Source organism: Legionella donaldsonii (assembly GCF_900452385.1).
In the GTDB taxonomy this organism is placed as follows: domain Bacteria; phylum Pseudomonadota; class Gammaproteobacteria; order Legionellales; family Legionellaceae; genus Tatlockia; species Tatlockia donaldsonii.
Genome location: NZ_UGOA01000001.1, coordinates 58,216 through 76,484, shown reverse-complemented (window position 1 = coordinate 76,484; position 18,269 = coordinate 58,216). Strand labels below are relative to the sequence as shown.

Here is an 18,269-nt window from a genome sequence, read left to right as displayed (position 1 = left end):
AAAATAAAGGACTATGATGGAAAAAATAAAACATGAAGCTCAGTGTAAGAAACATAATTTAATTGATAGCCCTTTTTTTAAAACGTTTGCTAAGGACTATCTAAATCATTTAGGGAATAGTAAACCCTCTCGTAAACAGCTTGTCGAATTCCAGGATTTACTTTCACATATCTGGATAAGACAACCCGTTTGTTTTGATTTGCGCCTAACGGAAAAAGAGAGACGATGCCTATATTTATCTGCGCAGGGGAAAAGACTCAAAGAAATCGCTGCTTTTTTGAATGTATCTATCAAACGAATTACCCAATATCGGCAATCCATTATTCAAAAGCTAGGCTGCAAAAATATTACCAGTGCAATTATTATTGGTATTCGCTATGGAGAAATTAAAGCTAGTGATGTATTAACAGAAGAATAGACTGGCTGATAAAAATCTCGCTGCCTGTCAAAAATGATATGATAAATTCTTTAAGTTTGTACTTTGTCTTGGATGACCTTTAACTTTTCAAGGAAACTCTACATCTCATGAGAACTGCTCTAGGCTCCATTTTCTCTTAAAGGTTTATATTTAATCTAAAAATTCTAGCAATCCTCGAAAATTTTCATTAAAACTAAACTTTGGTTTACATTTTTGCTATTATTTCTAGTATGGCTAGAAATAATGAAACAAAAATAAACCATTTTATGGTTACTGCACCTTCAGGTGTGGTATTAACTTCTGCTTGGCTTAAGAATCATGGAGTATCATCAAAACTGGCATGGTGGTATGTCCACTCTGGATTACTGGAAAAGCTAGGTACTAATGCATATAAAAAAGCTGGGACTCGCATCACTTGGGCGGGCGCTATAAATGCATTACAAAGCCAGCTAAATATCCCTGCTCATGTAGGAGGTAAAACTGCGTTACATTTATTAGGACTAGGACATTTTATACCCATGCAAGGAATACAAGAAGTGATGTTATTCGCTCCTCCAAACACTAAAATACCTAAATGGCTGTTAACAACGCAATGGGATGCAAAATTTGAATTATATAAATCATCGCTATTTAATGATGCTAATAATGAAATGGGGTTAGTAGATCGCTCAATCAATGAAATAAATTTAAAGTTATCAAGCCCTGAAAGAGCAGCAATGGAATTACTTCACCTATATCCTAAACATCAATCATTCGATGAGATAGCTTATCTAATAGAAAACTTAGGCCAATTAAGACCAAAGCTTGTTCAAACATTATTGGAAAATTGTAATTCAATCAAAGTAAAAAGACTTTTTTTACACTTAAGTGACCAATTTAATCATTCATGGTTTTCTAGCCTCGACACAACAAAAATTGATTTAGGAAAAGGCAAACGTGAGCTAGGCGATGGAGGCAAGTACTATTCTAAATATAAGCTGTCTCTACCTGAAATAAAGGAGTCATAAATTGAGTTTTGAAGAAGTTTATAAAAATCAGGTAGCGCTATTGCTTGAGGTATTACCAGTAGTTAGTAACTTTAAATGTTTTGCCTTAAAAGGTGGCACTGCGATCAATTTATTCATTCGAGATATGCCGCGTTTAAGCGTTGATATAGATCTAACTTATTTACCGATTGAAAGTAGAGATATTTTTCTTGTAAATATTGAAGCCGAACTGATAAAAATGAAACGACTCATAGAAAAACTAGGCTTAGTAGTCAAGGATGTGTTCACAAAAAATAGGACCTTAGCAAAACTGCAGGTTTTTGCCAAAAATGCCACGATTAAAATTGAGCCCAATTTTGTGCTTAGAGGTTCTGTGTTTGCTTGTGAAGAACAGGAGTTATGCGAAAAAGCGCAGGATCAATTTTTAAAATTCATGCGTATCAATACATTATCTATTGCTGATTTATATGGTGGCAAAATCTGTGCTGCATTAGATAGATATCATCCTCGTGATTTGTTTGATTTAAAGCTTTTATTGGACAACCAAGGCTTAACTGAACAAATAAGACAAGCATTTATTGTATATCTTGCTAGCGGTTCCCGACCCATGCATGAGCTTCTTGATCCTAAAATCAGTGAAGTGTCAAAACAGGAATTTGAAAAAACATTTAAAAATGAATTCTTAGGGATGACCGATACTCTCATTTCTCATGAAGAATTGAGCAATATCAGAGCGGATTTACCAAGTTTACTGCTGGCTTCTTTTACAGATAATGAAAGGAATTTTTTATTAACATTAAAATCTGGAACCCCAGATTGGTCGTTACTACCTATTGAAGGGATTGAGACGCTTCCGGGAATTCAGTGGAAGCTAAGGAATATTAATAAAATCACTGATGATAAAAAGAAAGAACAGCTTAATAAGTTAAAACAAATTTTAGAAATGTAAGTGTGGTTTGTCTTCTAAGTAAATGGAATTATCAATATCATTGATCAAGGCTGTCTAAAGTCTATAGGGTCAGGGCTTGAATTTTGTATATCCCGCGCGTTTTTATTTTAAAAATTCATCAATCTTCGTTTACCGACTCTACAGCTTGACGTTCATACAACTTGCTCTCAACTTGCATCTCTAAAACAGTTCGCGACCAGCCATTCTTAATGGTTTGAACTGCATACCATTCGCGCGCGCCCTCATCTTTAACCATCTGTATCAACCGTACAATATGTCCCCATGGTAATTTGGCACAGCTTGTGCCGTAATTGAAAAGCTAGGATATAATGCTGCAAATTTCTTCATCCTTTGAAGATTACTAATGGAAAATCCCTGCATTTCAGGAAATGCCTCGCGCATGTGATGCGAAAACTGCTCTAAAAATCCAGTACCCCACCGATGGCTTTTTTGCTTCTCATTAAGCTCTGTGCCAAGCTCCCAATAGAATTGAATTAATTCACTATTCGCAGCCAGTGCCGCACGAATCTGTGCTTTCTGTAACCTTGCTTTGATATCGGTTAGGAAATGCCTGTAATCTTGGTTTAAACGTAATGAGTCATCTTGAACTTTAATCTCTTTACTCATGAACTGCTCCTTGTGATTGGATTGCTATCAGTGTTGCGGATGGTTGGACACCCATACACTTCAAAAAATAATCGGTAATCTGCTGCATCGGCTTTCTCAGCCGCTCAACATCGGTCACGATATATCCGGCAGTAATATCGCCGTTCATTTTATGGTTCATCAAACGCTTTAAAGCATAAGCTGAGATATCCAGCCCCTCAGCAATGGTAATGAACGTTCGTCTTAAATCATGAACCGTAAAATGAATGCCTGAGAGCTTGGTTACATTAGCCATTTGCTTACGCGGCTCAATAATATGACCTGCGGCTCCCGTACCGGGAAAAACATACTCATTAATCCTTTTTGGACTGCGTGATAATAGCAATTCATAGAGATAGCTTGAAAGAGGGAGAGTATGAGATTCATGGTTCTTTGTATCAAGTACGGTTAATGTTTTTGCATTTAAATCGACTTGATCCCAACGTAAAGTTGCTGCTTCCTGACGACGCAACCCCGTAAGTAGTATCAACAAGAGATAATCCCGAAAGATTTCATTTTGTAATTGCTGTACTCCGGCATACCAGGGAGCTAATTCATGGGCTTTAATAAAGGTTTGGCGACGCTCGACCCGATACCAAGCACGAGTTTGTGATAAGCGTTTAACAGGATTTTCGGTAATCAATGATTTACCTTGGATATCTTCATATTGACCTGCAGCAAAATTAAAAAGCGCGCGCAATAAACGCATGGCTAAATTGGCATAAGCCTCACCACGCTCTTTCCCTAATTTTTCATGATACTTTGCTACTTTATCTTTTGTGATAGCTAGAAACGGTTTATCAACCCAGCCAGCGAAACCAGTGGCTAAAATTTTTTGATAATTATAAAGGGTATTGTGTTTTAGTGATTTACGAACTTGAATGTAATCATTAAAAACCTCGTTTAATGTGATTTGACGCATTTTTTCAGCTTGCTTTTCAGCAACAGGATCTATTCCGGTCGCAATTTGCCCTAGCAACTTTTGGGCTTCTTTCCTCGCCATCTCAACGGTGAGTTCAGGGTAGCGACCTAAGGTAATACGAGACAGTTTATTTTTTATCAGTTTCTCAACAAAAAAGGCTTTTGTTCCACCGGAAGTAACTCTAACACCAAACCCTTTCATAGCATCATCGTAATACCGCTTTTGTGCAGTTCTTCCCGGAGTGTTTGAAACAGGGGTTGCTAATTTGTCCACGGCTGATTTTGTGATTTTCATTTTGTGTCTTATTCAAACGTGTCGAATATGTGTCGAAGAAATAATTAAAACACAATAAAAGTTATTATGCCATGAAAAACGCTCACATCCCTTTTGTGTAAAGGGCTATTAGGGAAAATTAAAAGATGATAAAAATAGATAAAAGTCGTAATCTTATAACTGTTAATCATTAGGTCGGCGGTTCGAGCCCGTCCCGGGGAGCCAAATCCAGTTCTGGATTTTGGCGAGTCAAAATTTATTCATCGTTTATCTGGGTATATTTCTAAAATTAAGATTCAAAATCATTTGGCCATCCGTTAATTTTAATATTTAGATGATTTAACAATGCGATAACCTCTGGAAATGAAAAGCGGGCATCGCTTAACGTATTATGCTGAATATCAATATTGTAATTTACTGCCTCCGTAAAATCCGCTTGCTTTAAGCTCGTATGCATAAACAAACTATTTTGCAAATCAGAACCCATAAAACAAGCATGATTTAAATTGGCCTCCCTAAAATCAACATCATGAGCCTTACAATTTTCTATCATTAAATCAGTGAGCGTTAAACCATAAAAACTTGAGTGGCTAAGATTACTTGTATAAAAATACAGAGGGCTGGTAAGCTTTACCAACGGCCAATTTAATTCCGTCCAATTGATTGCCACAAGTTTACAATCCTTAAAAGAGACCTCTGAAAATTGGCAAGCTGGAAACTTTGAGAGGGACAAATCACAGGATTCAAAATCACAGTCAGTAAACTTGACTTTGCTGAAAACAATACCGGAAAATTTACATTGTTTGAATTGGCAATTTTGAAACTCAATCTGTTCAAGTTGAGTCGTTTCCAAGGTAATATTTGTGAATTTTTTGCCAGCATAAAATTTAAGATCAAATACAAACATACCGAGACATTCCGTAAACTTAGTAATACTTAATTTTAGATTGAAAGCGTCAGAATAATAATAAACCACTCAGGCTTAGTGCCAAAACTACTCCCACCAAAGACTGATTCGCCGAATTCCAAGCGAGTTGCCATAAATAACCAAAGCCTTGATAAAGGGACTAGAGGGGCACTTTGCTTTAATTCTTCAGTGCCTCCAACAGGAACACCAATCGATCATCAATTGTAGGGCTGAAATGACTCATTTTGAGCAGTAGCCACCCGGCAGGTTAACGTTTTGTCATTACAAGCAATGGGTCCCAGACAACGGTTTCCAGTTCCTAAGGTGCCAGGATCTATTAGATCGTACTTATAATTAAACGGGACCGAGTTTCCTGCATTAGAATATGCTGGTGTATTTGCAGGGGGCCTCGAGCCATTTGTGTAATTCGAATAGGTGTAACTCGAATTGGGTGAAATAACATTAATGCTGATGCACCATCCTTTAACGTTTGGGTCATCACCAGGCCAAGAACAACCTGGTAAAGAGCATGGTGAAGAACCTACCGTATTTTTAATGTAGTAAATGCCACTATAAAGCATATTATAGAGATAATTTTGTCCAATCGGAATTGTTTGATTCTTTTTAAAAGTCACTGGTGAAACCACTGCTCCGCCAAGATTATCGCCAGAAACAACACTTCCAAAACAAGCAGAACAGTCATTGATATCAAAACTTGCAATAAATAACCCTGATACTGTAATTGGTGCACCTGAAAGATTCGTAATAGTAATGTTTGATAAATCAATACGTTGCATATCATGCGCCGTCATTAATGCATAATTACCTGGATCTTGATTCTCCGCATAGGCGCTCATCACCAACGAAACTCCACCCAACATGCATAGCAAATAATTTTTTATCTTCATCATGCCAAGATCCTTGTATTAAGAAAATACTTGTGTTTGTTGATTTACCGCAGTACACCTGAGTGTTTTATCATCACAAGAAAGAGGACCAAGATAAATATAATTGCTTATCAAGTTATAATTATAAACCCCTGGACTTGATGCAAACTCCGTTGAAGGCGGTACATTGGCTGTATAGCCTGACGTGGTGAAAACGGGTGCCAAGGCACCTAAATAAATACACCAATTATATTGGGTTGTATCACTCCCCCATGTACAACCAGGGAGTGCGCATCCCGGAGGAGATGAAGGAATGATAATATTTTCATAATAAATGGCCTGATAAAGCATATTATACAAATAATTGCTGCCAACCGGGGCTCTTCTCCCTGGATTAATCACGATGGGTGCGACAAATGCGCCAGCTGTTGTATTGTTTGTAGCTGAATAAATGATTGTTGCATCATTGCAACTCTGCCCTGGTGTTACATAAGCATATTGAAGCACATACAAACCATAAACCGTTACGGCTGAATTCCGATTATTTTGCAAACTTATATTGGAGACTGATTCATTACTATTTAACAGATCACGCGAGGTCATAAACCCAGAAAAATTTGTTTGAGCAAATGCCGACGTAAAAGAATAAGTAAAAAATGGGATTAACAAAAAAAACCTTAATATCCGCATGATAACATCCCTTTTATTGCATCGTTTAGCAGGATACACTACTGCGAATAAAATGAAAGGACTCATCCAAGATGCCGGCTATTAATCAGCGAACTTTATGTTATGCATTCGTTTCTCTGTTTGCAATATCAACTTCTTGCTTAGCAAACAACCTTCCCTGGCAAGGTCCTTATGCAGGCTTTTATTTGGGTGGTGGTTTTGGAAATAATCATATTTCCACCCATGCTGGTAGTGTCACAAACACCTCTTATTTTGCAACGTCAGCTGATATTGATGCAGTCAATAATGCAGGCACATGGAGGAAAGAACCTAACAGGATGATTGTCGGTCTCCAGGCAGGTCATGATTGGGTTTGGAAACAAATGATCTATGGTGCTGCTTTGGATTATGGCTCGTTTTCATTAAGCTCATCAAATAATGTGAATAACCCCTATCCCGGTAACTCCGATCAATATACTGTTTATACATCTGTGCGTACCAATTGGTTATTCACGCTTCGTGGTCGATTGGGGTATCGGATGCTGAATTTTCCCAGCCTTCTTTACCTTACCGGTGGAATGGCCGTGGCACAACTTAAGGTGAGCAATAATTTTAATGATAATTCGTTTTTACTGGGAATAGGCGGCAATGAGTCGCGTCAGAACCAAATCGGCTGGACAGCAGGCGCAGGTATTGAAGTTGCAGCATTTAAGCCTGTATCGGTGAATATTGAATATTTATACATTGACCTGCCATCAATAAAAACGCTGAGCTCTATTTATAATACACAAGGCGGTTTTGGTATACCCGAACAATCCATGGTTAGCCCTCTTTTCTCGATTGCAACCTTTCACGCAAGTATAGTTAAAATTGGATTAAATTATCGATTTGATGAGTAAAAAAGAACAATAAATTAACTATAATGGCGCATCCCTTTGGTTTGAAAGGTGGTGATACTATCTCTTCATACCAATTGAAATGAAGAAAAGCATTGACCAAAGCCAACCACTTCCTCTCTTCTCTGAGTTCGTAATATACTTGATACCTGTTAATGGAGACCATAAAACATGGTCTAACAATATTGTACATCACATCAGGTTATAACTATTTAGTCCAAATCGAACCGTATTTTTAGTTTAAATCAGGGAGGAATCATGTTCTATAGGATTTTGTTTCTTTTAACCATTCCCTTTTTATCCTTTGCTGATCCCACCCCCTTCGGTTTAGAAATCAATAAGACCACGCTGCCAGAAGCCCGCAAGCTCTATTCATTAGCGCTCGCCTCTAAAGATAAAGGGAGCAAAACAAAAACTTACCAAATTGATACCCGAAAAATTAATTTCAAAGGATTGCTCTCTCTTCAGGCAACTTTCAATGAAAAAGAGATCCTGGTGGCTGTCCATGGAACCATGGAAAAAACAAATTTCGACAGGATGTTGACTACTCTTGATAACAAATATGTTTTGGTAACAAAAGACGTTCCCTCTGTGGGTAACAAAGAAGCAAAACTTAAAGATCACAATACCATTATTTTCATTGAAGCCCCGCAGGACAAAATGCAAATGTACTTTCTTTATATGAACGAGCAAATATGGAATAAAGCACTGGCTACAATTGCCAAGAATGAAAAAAATCAGGCCTAGCTTCCTAACCATGTCCTCAGACCCCGCTAAGAAAATCACTTTTGTACCTCTTTTTACTTTTGCGCGTTTTGCGTACAAGCTTTAATTTTATCTTAACCACCCTTCCTCAAAATTACGTGCAAATCAATCAAAGTGTTATGAGGAAATTAGATGTCTTATTCTTTCAATCCACATCATCATGTCAAAATTTGGCTTAGCAACAATCGCAATTCTTTTTTAAACCCCGAAAATCAATTGCGCCTTATTAGGATGAGGGCTGTTAATCCCAATGACGAAATCAATTTGATTTATGACAGCAGTCTCTTGTCTCAGCAAGCCTCAGAGCAGCTTCGAGTATTTTGTAATAAATACAATATTACAGCCAAGGACGTGCAGCGAGATATAATTCCTAATTCCGAAAATCAAGAAGAAAAAGATTTAATCGCAATCTATCAAGACGAAATTAGCCACTTAAGTGAGGGCGGAAATGTGGCCGTAGGCAGCGATATCTTGCGCTGGTTAAAACCTGTTTACGAACTTGGTACTTACACTGATTTCGATGTCTACGTTGATACTAGTGAGATACCTCCGACTTTGAGCGTTGAGAAACCGCTGTTAATGAATCTGGGAAGTATTACTTTTAGCAGTGATGTAGAATCACTCTTTCTCAATAATGACACGATAGCCGTCGTTGATAGTTTTGCCGCCAAGGATGACATCAAAAAAATACAACAATATCTCTATAAGGCGCATTGCAGGAACGCGTCCCCCACATTTGAAGGTTTTATTTCTACCTATATCAGCAATTTAAAAGAGGTATTCCCAGATTTTCTAGTCCCTGTTCTTGTCATGTCAGATCCAAATTGTCAAGCAGCCAATACATTGAAAGAAATAGGTCAACACCAAACAGCACGCCAAATGCGCCACCAAATTATAAAAGAAACCGCGGATAATAGTGTATACAGTCGAAGTCTTCTTACTGCTAGAGGCATATTGCACACCTATTTATCGAGTGAAGAAATAATGCGTCAAGCCGCGACGATAGAAAGAAATGCACTACAACAGCAACTGGGCTGGTTAAATTGGTTCCTTTTACCCACTCAACGATATAAAACAATGGAGACCCTTGTCGCTGCCTCAGATGAAGAGCTTTTAACAAAATCGCGCGAGCAAACCCGCATGGCACTATTGAAAACGTCTGTTGTCTATACTTCCGGCCCTGGCGCGTTAATACTGGCTTGGTTTAATAGATTTCTTTTTAAACGTGACACTATTAATAGCATCGCTTTATCGTCATTTGCTCACTATGGATTAGAAAAAGTTTTTGTTTCCAAAAATGGCCTTAGCGCTTTCCATGCAACAGCCAAAGCTGCTGCGACAATTCTGGGGGAAACAGAAATTGGAAAAAGAAACGATTTATCATGGCTAAAAGAAGGACAAAACGCAACTGTAGCGCGCGAGAAGGAAATGGATAATGCAGCTACAACGTTTCAGCGATTTTTCCGTGGAAGCAAAGCTAGATCTGAGTCAAATTTACCACGCAACTTTAAAGATATGCGAGAAAAAATTGAAACCCATATAAGAAAAATTGAAGCAGATTTAGCAGGCTACCTTGGGTTTTATCGTTATCATCAACGGCATGAAAAAATTAGAGTACTAAATCTTATCCTTAACCATTTCGATGAAAATGCAAAGCATTTTAATGTTAGGGGATTTAAAGCAGCTTTAGACAGTTATTGCACATCGGATGTTTTTGCAAGTATTGGAAAAAGTGAAACCAAGGCTTTGATTGATGAATTAAATTCATTTTGTCAGCAAGCCGAGTGTTATGGGCTAACCGAAGCGACAGGTCAGATAGCATTGCCAATCACTACTAACATTCTATAAAAGCATCTCGACAATTGATCCTTACCGCATACGCAGCAGGGCTCAATTGTCAACACACCCTAATATTGTCTTAATATTCCTGCTGTACCATTGCTCGCATATTACACTATTTAACGAATAATTATGCAAGACAATAGCCGCATGAAAAGCGAATTGCTATTAAGAAAAAATTTTTTGTTTTTTAAATCGTTTGAAACGATAAGAACACTAATCCTTATTAAGGATGTTTTGGCTTTATACGGCGACAATATTAATGCCATGCATCATTTGGCAACCGGTGAAAAGCCGGAGTTAGTGAACCCATCGGTTGCCATTTATAATTCCAATGACTTTTCTTTTCATTTTTCTGACAAAATAGGTGCCTTTCTTGCCAAACGGAAAAAGTTTGATGTTGCTGATTTTAATAATTATTTGTCCCATCTTTTAGATAGGCAATTAAGAGAAATTTTTGGAACAACTGTGCATTTAGTACCCTATAAGCCAATGAGCGCTAAATTTGCACAAGATCTTCTTGCATTGCAACAATTTCAAGCCACCGGTTTTCATAATCCTTTTCACAGTTATGAAGTCAGAATGGTTAGTGAAAGAGACTATGCAGAGCTAGAGCAACTACCAAAAAACGTTATTTATCTTTATTTAGAAGAAGGGTCCCATTACCAGGCTAAACTCTCCTTGGACGGCCAAATAATACTTTCCTCGTTTGATCATGCCCTACATCAGGACTTTGTTGATGAATTTGCTTTTTCTCTGGATCCGGCCGATATCATCCTCAATTTTTCCCTGATTGAGCGAGAGCGGGTTGTCGAAGCCGTGATAACCCGAGACCAAATTACTAATTTAGTGAAACATATTGATTGCGGTACTCTAGCCACAAATCTTTATAATCTGTTAGCGGATTCGAAGACCGAGCTTAACACAGAAGGGAATTATCTTGATTTGCACCATTTGCATAAAATGATGGATACCACAGACCAGGAAGGAATACCATTCTTCAGTGTGGATGGCTTTGCCGGCCATGTCTTTACTATCCTGCCCATTAATGATGACATCGGCACGTCCGAGTATTGTATACTGCAATCAAACACTGCCCATGAATTACAAAGACATAATGCCTATAACGGCAAGCAATGGGTTGAAAATGATAAAAGCGAACGCGTTTATACTTTGGAAATGCTGGTGAGTTTGTTCAATGAATTTTATGCCACAGACACTGAAAACGAGAGAAGAATAGCAATCTACGAGGACCTTTTTTCATTGGCCCCCCTGAATACCGAAGAAAAGAAAGCGATTTTATCGAAAATTGACTCGGCACCTATCCATATTTATCTCTGCCATTATCAACCAAAAACCGTTTCTCAAAAAATTTCCACCCGGTTATTGGACTTTCAGTCGCCTATAACCAATATCGTACTGGTCGGTTATTAAGGAAAGCATTTAGCTCATGGCAATCGTCAATGACCAGGTCGGCCCTCCGAGCCAGACTGCCAATTTATTAGAGATCTTTCGACACTCACTGCCCATGCTCCAATACAGTGGAGTATCGAAAGATGTCCATTCTGAGCGCAAAAAAACTAGATCAGGAATGACTAATTATGGTTACAATAACCACTAACTATTAGCTGTAGGAGAAGACGGTGACGAAGACCCCTGAGGGGTTTGCTGAACAGCAAATTCTGAAAATCTCGATAGGGATGACCTTTTTTTTATCAATCACAGGGATCGTATTCGGCCTTCTATCTGGCTCATTGGCGATTGTGTTTGACGGCATGTTTGACATGATTGATGCCTTCATGTCCATCCTTGCTTTACTGGTTACCCGCCTCCTGACGAGTGAAGGCAATCGCCGCTTTCAATATGGTTATTGGCATGTTGAGCCGATGGTTCTGGTTTTTAATGGTAGTGTTCTTATCCTGCTTTCGGCTTATGCACTAATCAACGCCATTGGTAGCTTTTTATCGGGGGGGCGCGAATTAAATTTTGATCTGGCTTTTTTTATCGCCTTATTAATGGCAACTTTATCCATGTATATGTATTTTTATGTGCGCAAAAAGAACCAACTTGTTAATTCTGAATTTTTAAGACTTGACGCCCATAGCTGGTTAATGTCCGGCACCATTTCATTATCCCTTTTAGTTGCATTTGGTATTGCTACCTTCATGGATGGAGGGCGATACCAGTATCTCACTCCTTATGTTGATCCACTTGTATTAGCTGTCCTTTCTCTCTTTTTAATTTTTGTGCCCATGTCCACAGTCGCTAACGCCATGCGCGATATATTTCTGATTGCCCCCTTTGGGCTTGATGAAAAGGTAAGGCTTTTTTTGGATCAACTGGTTGTACGCTATGGCTTTAAAACTTACGCCAGTTATGTAGCCAAAATAGGCCGTGCACAATTTATTGAAATACACCTTGTTGTGCCTGCTAATTACCCTATCTCAAGTGTAGAAGAGCTAGATGGAATTCGGCGCGAAATAGCAGATGCGATGGGTGGAGACAGCCCACAACGTTGGATAACAATTGCCTTTACTACCAATGAAAATTGGATTTAAGCAATCCTTATAACCGTCGCTCCAGCGCTTTGCTGCACGGGTACCGAACCGTTAGCATCCAACTATTCAGGAGGCAAAGTATGTGGTTGAAGATCCTTAAAAATGATTTCTATCCTTTGCTTAAGTTAGCATCCCCACTTGTCATATCGGGTCTGGTGAGTGCCTCCATAGGATTTTTTGAAACCGTATTCCTCGCTCATTTAAGTCACGAGGCAATGGCTGCTGGCGCTCTCGTCAGTTGGTTATTTGGTGTTTTTGTTGTCATTATCTACGGAACCCTGGGTTCTATTAATGTTTTGATAGCACACAAGCATGGGGCACAAGATCGACATGGAGTGGCCAGCGTTGTTCGCGATGGGCTTTTATTGGCCGTGTTGCTTTCTATTCCCGCCATCTTCTTATTTTGGAACATGGCACCTCTCTTTCTATTCTTTGGACAAAAGCCCTCATTGGCTTTGCTGGCAGAACCTTATTTACACGCATTGACCTGGGGCCTATTACCTACTTTCATCGTTGTCGCGCTCTTTGAATTTATAATCGGCCTGGGGCATGGCCGTGTGGTGATGTTATTTACCACCTTGTCTGTTTTGCTGGCCTTGTTTTTTAGTTTTTCTCTCATTTTTGGACAATTCGGCATGCCCGCTTTAGGCATTGCGGGTGCTGGTTGGGGGACCACTATCAGCTATTGGATCATGGCTTTTATTTTATCGGCCTACGTCTTGGTCAATAAACATTACCAAGTTTATTTTAGCGCTGTTTTTACCCGCGAAAAGCCTGCATTTATTTGGGAATTATTGAAAATTGGATTACCTATGGGCGTGATGTACTGCTTTGAAGTCGGCTTTTTCTTTGCCTTAACGTTGATCATGGGCTCCCTAAGCCCGCAATTACTTGCTGCCAACCAAATTGCCTTGCAATACATGGGGACACTCATGAGTGTTATTTTTTCTGTTGCGCAGGCGGTAACCGTTCGTATGGGACATTTAATTGGAGCCAATGAAATTGTTGCCGCAAAGCATGCCAATTACGCAGGTCTTTGCCTTTCAATCAGCTTTATGAGTTTGTTTGCTATCATTTATTGGCGATGGCCAAACCTATTAATCGCCATTGATTTGGATGTCAAAAACCCGCAAAACGCCCTCATAATCAATTACACCAAACAATTATTTGTCGTCAGTGCCGTATTTCAATTATTAGAAGCGACACGAATCACCTTATTTGGTGCTTTACGTGCTTTAAAAGATACCCATTTTACCTTAATCACTTCGATCATTAGCTTCTGGGGTATCGCCTTACCGGTTGGGTACTTACTGGCAACTCGATTCAATTTCGGTGGGGTTGGCCTATGGTCTGGAATGGCAATAGGGGCTGGGTTCAGTATGTCTTTGTTGCTATGGCGTTTTAACAAAAAAATAAAGGTGAGAATGGCTCGAGAAAATTAGTTATACTTCCGCGACACCCTTTTTTATGATGTCAAATGGACAAATTTGAGAAAATAATTGTGACCGAGTTAGCTGGTGAGCGTGTATTGCAGGTTACCAACCAATTAGCTGCGGAAGGTGTTATTCAACAGCGTGATAACTTCTGTTATTTAAAAATTAATGATGACTATATTCACCATACTCATCCTTACCTGAATGAATATGGCGTCATTGAAAAACCGGCCTATTTTATCCCACCTGACGATGTCGGCGCTCATATTTCCGTTATTTATCCGGAAGAAGCTAACGTGCCGCAAAGAGTAGTCGGACAACTACATTCTTTTTCAATTTGCGGATTACTGAAAGCTCAGTATGGCTCAAGAGAATATTTTGCCCTTGCAGTGAGTTCGCCTTCCCTAACCACTTTTCGCCAAAACCATCATCTGGCAGAAAAGCCCATATTTAAGGGCCAGGAAATTTTTTTCCACATTACGATTGGCGTTAGGGATTGTTTTGAAAACGCGATTAGCACGCCTTTGAGACAATAAAAGAGTCAAAAATATCTTAGGGTTAGGTAGAATGTTACGAATAATTACTTACCTTGATGACTAATAATTCCCTAATCTGTATTATTTTGTTATAATAAATACTCTGAAAGTCTACTTAATCAAAAAGTACCTTTTTTATGCAAACCGAACGACATGAACAAATAGCTAAAATTGCTGCTAACTTCGCTACCTTGCAGGTAGAAGAAGCGCGTTCGGCCAATTCCACCTCCGATGAAATCGCCAGCCAGTTGAAAACTGAACTGGGTAGTCCCGCTGCCTAACCTTTTATTTTTTACATTTAAAGAACCCGCATAAAGAAATAGTGTGGGTGCGCTAAATTAATCGATAATTTGAGGTTTTTGTGGCTAATTTACTCACTGAAGAATTATATCATTTACTCGTCGAAAAACAGGCTCTAATTCAAGACCCTATAATTGTCCCCCATGGTTACCCAAGCCTTAAGGCACAAACGATTCAGCAAGAGCTTGGTGATGAAATTGACGCTTTATTAACGCTTCTTAAACAAGGTATCGATGTATTTCGGCAAGGTTTTTTAGCGCGTTGTAAACAACGTGCTGAACAAAATGCCGGTACTTGTTTAAGCCTCTTTGCCATGCCCGAGGGGGAATGCAATCAATTGTATTGGCAAATTGCCGAACGTCTCTTTGAGCCCCAGACCATGGGAGACATGTTGGCGCTGTTGCTTCCTGATAACACCCTGTTGATTAGCTATGAAGTGACTGAGGAAACTCGCCAACAGTCTCTGCGCGAACGCGTAAAAAATCCAGTTTTTCATTTTGAGGCAAAAAATCTTGCCTGTTTAACCCAAGAACCTTCCCCTGCTGCCTTAAGCCAATTTGCCGTCAGTGGCAGGCAGCTTTTTGATGTGACTGACCTCGTACAATGGGAGTTTACTACCCATACAAAATTCTTTAACAGCCTCTCCCAACAATATCCAGAGTTAGCTGAAGCCCTTTATCAGCATAATGAAACATTTAAAAAACTACGCCAACATTTATTGGCAGTCAGCAAAGGCCAATCACCCCGAGAAGTGATTAAAGAGTTCATCCAACAGTTCCTTTTAGGCGGGGAAACCTTAACCGGGGAAACCTATGCCAGTCTTGAGGCACAAAGGGCGGCAACCGATTTTTTTGTTTATTTGGAATCGCTTCCCGACACCCTAAAGGAAGCGCTATTCGAGTTAGAAACACTGTCATCTGGCATTTCATTGGACTACGTTTGTGAGCATTTAAGAGCTGAAAATTGTGTGGAGCAGGCTGCTGGCTATTTACAGGAAATTCTAAATAACAAGGAGAATGCAGCTATTCTGGATACCAGACCGGATTTATCGCCAGAACAATTACAGCGTATTCACAAGTCCTATGGCAAGTCTCATGCTTTGTCTTCAGTAAGTGATAGCCCAACGGCACTCCCCCTGCACTATCTTAAGAAAAACCTGGAAGAACTGGTTATTAAGGATATGCATGTCCTTTTAGATCTGCTCCTTGCCTTTCCTCCAGGTTATTACCCCTTATTGTTCAAATATGCACAAATTTCCTACGATGCCACGTCACTGGGAGAAATGATGGCAAGTGGAATTTTTTTAGGGGAACAACTAACCGCCATTAATCAAGCCATTCTTGATAATAGGGAAACATTGGGTGGGTTTTCTGCCTGTTTACAGTTTGCCCTCGATCATCACAATGATGAGTTAGTAAAACTCATTTTCTCTTTATTGGCGCAAGAGGAACAACCTGCCGCTTTTCTGATTGAGCAATTGGGTGGGTTTTCTGAAAGTCTACGAATAGCCATAGCTCACAAAAATTATGAATTACTCAAACTCATTCTCACGTCGTTACCCCTTGAGGAACGACTGGCTGCACTCGTTGAAGCTAAACTCTCTGATGGCACCCCTATGTTGGCTTTCGCCACAGTTAGAATGCCATCACAATTCCATTGGATTTTGGAATTGTTGCCCGAAGAGCATCGTCTAACTGCAATTACAGCCACAGAAGGTCACCCTACGGTTTTATACTTAACAGCGGATCCTGAGGTCATAGGTACTACATTAAGCTTATTACCTGAGAAAGATCGCCTCACTGCACTTAGAACAGAGAGAAGGGGAAAAAGTGGTTTATTCCGAGGAGCTCTTCATATTGAAGTATTCAAAGTGATGTTGGCGCTCTTACCGCCGACTGATCGCTTGAATGCCGTTACTGAAAGAATATTCTCCGACCTAAATGCCCTTGAAGTAACGTTGAGCAGGGATGTATTTAAAGAAATATTGAATTTGTTGCCTGAGATCGTCCCTCCTCCCCCAAACGCTGCTCACTCAGCAAAGCAGAACGAACAAATTGCAACGCTTTATAATCATATCCAGCAGTTAAAGAATCATGGCCTGGAATTATATAACCAGATTGATGATAGAAACGCTGAAGCGACAGGCAAAAAAGTCATTTCCCTGGCAATAAGTCTTAGCCATTTTGCCAATCGTGTTATTAGTGCGCAAACCGATGCCGAGCAACAAGTGGCACAAAAGCATTTTCTTGAAGTACTACAACAAGCTCTTCCCGATCTGCGATATCCGGAATGGAAAGCTACCATAAGCGATATTGTCCTTGCTGCTATGGCTTATGCTCCGACCCCGTCAGAAGAGCTGGGTACGATGATAACAAGCGGACTCTTTAATAGCGGACAGTTAAATGATCTTAACCAGCTTCTTATTGAAAATACTGCGCAACTCGCTGGTTTTTCTGCAAACCTGGAATTTGCCATAACCTATAAAAATTATGGGTTAGTGAAGCTTATTATTTCTTCGTTATCCACAGAGGAGCGGCTAGCTACTCTCCTCGAAGCAAGGACTGCTAATAACGAGGGCATTTTGCACTTTGCCAGTAGACAGATACCAGAAGGTTTTAGCCTGATTTTAGAGCTATTACCGCCGGCCGATCGTCTTGATGCCGTCACTGCGGATCTTGTTAATGGGCAAATCCTCCTCCGGCGAATCATTGTTAGAGAAGATTTTGAAGCAGCCTTGAATTTATTGCCTGTGGTAGTAACGCCAACGAATCCAGCCTACTCAGTTAAAAAGAACGAACAAATTCAAGCGCTTTCTAACAAAATTAATCAGTTAAAAAGCTACGGGCTGAAATTATATAATCAACCCAATGACAAGAAAGCCGAAACGGAGGGTAAAAAAGCCCTTTGCTTGGCAATCAGTCTCAGTCACTTCGCCAACCAATTCATTCATGCCCAAAATGAAGCAGAGCAAGAGGCCGCACAAAGAAAGTTTCAGCGAGGATTACAGCAGAGTATGTTTGATATGCAACACCGCGCATTGTGGAAACCTATTCTCGCTAATATCGTCATTGCGGCTACAGGTCTTGGTCTGCTGGCCATTGGTTGGAAACTATATATGACCGGAACCACCTTTTTTATGCAAACCGAACGGCATAAACAAATGGCTAAAATCGCTACGGACTTTACTGCTTTGCTCGCAGAGGAACCGCGTTCTTCGGCCAATTCCAGCGCCGATGAAATCGCCAGTCTCTTAAAAACCAGTTTGAGTGGCCCCTCCACTTAAGAG

The 18,269-nt window shown here is 39.7% G+C and carries 16 protein-coding genes and 1 pseudogene; 12 read left to right on the top strand and 5 right to left on the bottom strand.

Features of this window, described 5'->3' with window-relative positions; translation table 11 throughout:
- Positions 1–16 precede the first annotated feature (16 nt).
- From DYC89_RS00350 to DYC89_RS00340, 3 genes are all read left to right on the top strand, one after another.
- Complete coding sequence (locus tag DYC89_RS00350) at positions 17–418, top strand: response regulator transcription factor (RefSeq protein ID WP_115219996.1); 402 nt, start codon at positions 17–19, stop codon at positions 416–418.
- A gap of 230 nt (positions 419–648) precedes the next feature.
- A complete protein-coding gene (locus DYC89_RS00345; RefSeq protein ID WP_115219995.1) occupies positions 649–1,425 on the top strand; it encodes a type IV toxin-antitoxin system AbiEi family antitoxin in 777 nt (258 codons plus the stop codon).
- A 1-nt stretch (position 1,426) separates the two neighbouring features.
- Complete coding sequence (locus DYC89_RS00340; protein ID WP_115219994.1) at positions 1,427–2,353, top strand: nucleotidyl transferase AbiEii/AbiGii toxin family protein; 927 nt, start codon at positions 1,427–1,429, stop codon at positions 2,351–2,353.
- Between the two features lie 118 nt (positions 2,354–2,471).
- Here DYC89_RS00340 and DYC89_RS00330 read toward each other — a convergent pair.
- From DYC89_RS00330 to DYC89_RS00310, 5 genes and pseudogenes are all read right to left on the bottom strand, one after another.
- Positions 2,472–2,980: pseudogene (locus DYC89_RS00330) on the bottom strand (DUF1016 N-terminal domain-containing protein).
- Positions 2,973–4,214, bottom strand: a complete 1,242-nt coding sequence (locus DYC89_RS00325) for a tyrosine-type recombinase/integrase (protein ID WP_115219991.1) — start codon at positions 4,212–4,214, stop codon at positions 2,973–2,975. Before DYC89_RS00325 ends, DYC89_RS00330 begins: the two are co-directional and overlap by 8 nt.
- A gap of 268 nt (positions 4,215–4,482) precedes the next feature.
- Positions 4,483–5,100: a pentapeptide repeat-containing protein gene (locus DYC89_RS00320; RefSeq protein WP_115219990.1), complete on the bottom strand. Its 618-nt coding sequence runs from the start codon at positions 5,098–5,100 to the stop codon at positions 4,483–4,485.
- A gap of 218 nt (positions 5,101–5,318) precedes the next feature.
- Positions 5,319–6,011 (bottom strand): hypothetical protein, encoded by a 693-nt coding sequence (locus tag DYC89_RS00315; RefSeq protein ID WP_115219989.1) that lies wholly within the window; start codon positions 6,009–6,011, stop codon positions 5,319–5,321.
- A 15-nt stretch (positions 6,012–6,026) separates the two neighbouring features.
- A complete protein-coding gene (locus tag DYC89_RS00310; protein WP_115219988.1) occupies positions 6,027–6,677 on the bottom strand; it encodes a hypothetical protein in 651 nt (216 codons plus the stop codon).
- 71 nt (positions 6,678–6,748) lie between these two features.
- Here DYC89_RS00310 and DYC89_RS00305 point away from each other — a divergent pair, with 71 nt between their 5' ends.
- From DYC89_RS00305 to DYC89_RS00270, 9 genes are all read left to right on the top strand, one after another.
- A complete protein-coding gene (locus tag DYC89_RS00305; protein WP_115219987.1) occupies positions 6,749–7,555 on the top strand; it encodes an outer membrane protein in 807 nt (268 codons plus the stop codon).
- Positions 7,556–7,810: 255 nt separating this feature from the next.
- Positions 7,811–8,299 (top strand): hypothetical protein, encoded by a 489-nt coding sequence (locus tag DYC89_RS00300; protein WP_115219986.1) that lies wholly within the window; start codon positions 7,811–7,813, stop codon positions 8,297–8,299.
- Positions 8,300–8,449: 150 nt separating this feature from the next.
- The gene (locus DYC89_RS00295) at positions 8,450–10,165 is read left to right on the top strand and encodes a glycosyltransferase family 88 protein (protein ID WP_115219985.1); all 1,716 of its coding nucleotides are present in this window, start codon (positions 8,450–8,452) and stop codon (positions 10,163–10,165) included.
- Between the two features lie 123 nt (positions 10,166–10,288).
- Positions 10,289–11,590, top strand: a complete 1,302-nt coding sequence (locus DYC89_RS00290) for a hypothetical protein (protein ID WP_115219984.1) — start codon at positions 10,289–10,291, stop codon at positions 11,588–11,590.
- Between the two features lie 209 nt (positions 11,591–11,799).
- Positions 11,800–12,714 carry a cation diffusion facilitator family transporter gene (locus tag DYC89_RS00285; protein ID WP_245953917.1) on the top strand — a complete coding sequence of 305 codons (915 nt, stop codon included), beginning with the start codon at positions 11,800–11,802 and terminating at the stop codon, positions 12,712–12,714.
- A gap of 80 nt (positions 12,715–12,794) precedes the next feature.
- Entirely contained in the window at positions 12,795–14,156 is a 1,362-nt protein-coding gene (locus tag DYC89_RS00280) for an MATE family efflux transporter (protein WP_245953916.1), read from the top strand.
- 35 nt (positions 14,157–14,191) lie between these two features.
- Positions 14,192–14,683, top strand: a complete 492-nt coding sequence (locus DYC89_RS00275; RefSeq protein WP_115219983.1) for a hypothetical protein — start codon at positions 14,192–14,194, stop codon at positions 14,681–14,683.
- A gap of 137 nt (positions 14,684–14,820) precedes the next feature.
- Positions 14,821–14,964, top strand: coding sequence for a hypothetical protein (locus tag DYC89_RS16415; protein ID WP_181879287.1), 144 nt, complete (start codon positions 14,821–14,823; stop codon positions 14,962–14,964).
- A gap of 80 nt (positions 14,965–15,044) precedes the next feature.
- Positions 15,045–18,266 (top strand): hypothetical protein, encoded by a 3,222-nt coding sequence (locus DYC89_RS00270; RefSeq protein WP_115219982.1) that lies wholly within the window; start codon positions 15,045–15,047, stop codon positions 18,264–18,266.
- Positions 18,267–18,269: the final 3 nt, after the last annotated feature.

Excerpts from the sequence above, each read along its gene's own strand:
- DYC89_RS00350 (WP_115219996.1), top strand. The coding sequence starts at position 17 with ATGGAAAAAATAAAACATGAAGCTCAGTGTAAGAAACATAATTTAATT.
- DYC89_RS00345 (WP_115219995.1), top strand. The coding sequence starts at position 649 with ATGGCTAGAAATAATGAAACAAAAATAAACCATTTTATGGTTACTGCA.
- DYC89_RS00325 (WP_115219991.1), bottom strand. The coding sequence starts at position 4,214 with ATGAAAATCACAAAATCAGCCGTGGACAAATTAGCAACCCCTGTTTCA.
- DYC89_RS00320 (WP_115219990.1), bottom strand. The coding sequence starts at position 5,100 with ATGTTTGTATTTGATCTTAAATTTTATGCTGGCAAAAAATTCACAAAT.
- DYC89_RS00315 (WP_115219989.1), bottom strand. The coding sequence starts at position 6,011 with ATGATGAAGATAAAAAATTATTTGCTATGCATGTTGGGTGGAGTTTCG.
- DYC89_RS00310 (WP_115219988.1), bottom strand. The coding sequence starts at position 6,677 with ATGCGGATATTAAGGTTTTTTTTGTTAATCCCATTTTTTACTTATTCT.
- DYC89_RS00305 (WP_115219987.1), top strand. The coding sequence starts at position 6,749 with ATGCCGGCTATTAATCAGCGAACTTTATGTTATGCATTCGTTTCTCTG.
- DYC89_RS00300 (WP_115219986.1), top strand. The coding sequence starts at position 7,811 with ATGTTCTATAGGATTTTGTTTCTTTTAACCATTCCCTTTTTATCCTTT.
- DYC89_RS00295 (WP_115219985.1), top strand. The coding sequence starts at position 8,450 with ATGTCTTATTCTTTCAATCCACATCATCATGTCAAAATTTGGCTTAGC.
- DYC89_RS00290 (WP_115219984.1), top strand. The coding sequence starts at position 10,289 with ATGCAAGACAATAGCCGCATGAAAAGCGAATTGCTATTAAGAAAAAAT.
- DYC89_RS00280 (WP_245953916.1), top strand. The coding sequence starts at position 12,795 with ATGTGGTTGAAGATCCTTAAAAATGATTTCTATCCTTTGCTTAAGTTA.
- DYC89_RS00275 (WP_115219983.1), top strand. The coding sequence starts at position 14,192 with ATGGACAAATTTGAGAAAATAATTGTGACCGAGTTAGCTGGTGAGCGT.
- DYC89_RS16415 (WP_181879287.1), top strand. The coding sequence starts at position 14,821 with ATGCAAACCGAACGACATGAACAAATAGCTAAAATTGCTGCTAACTTC.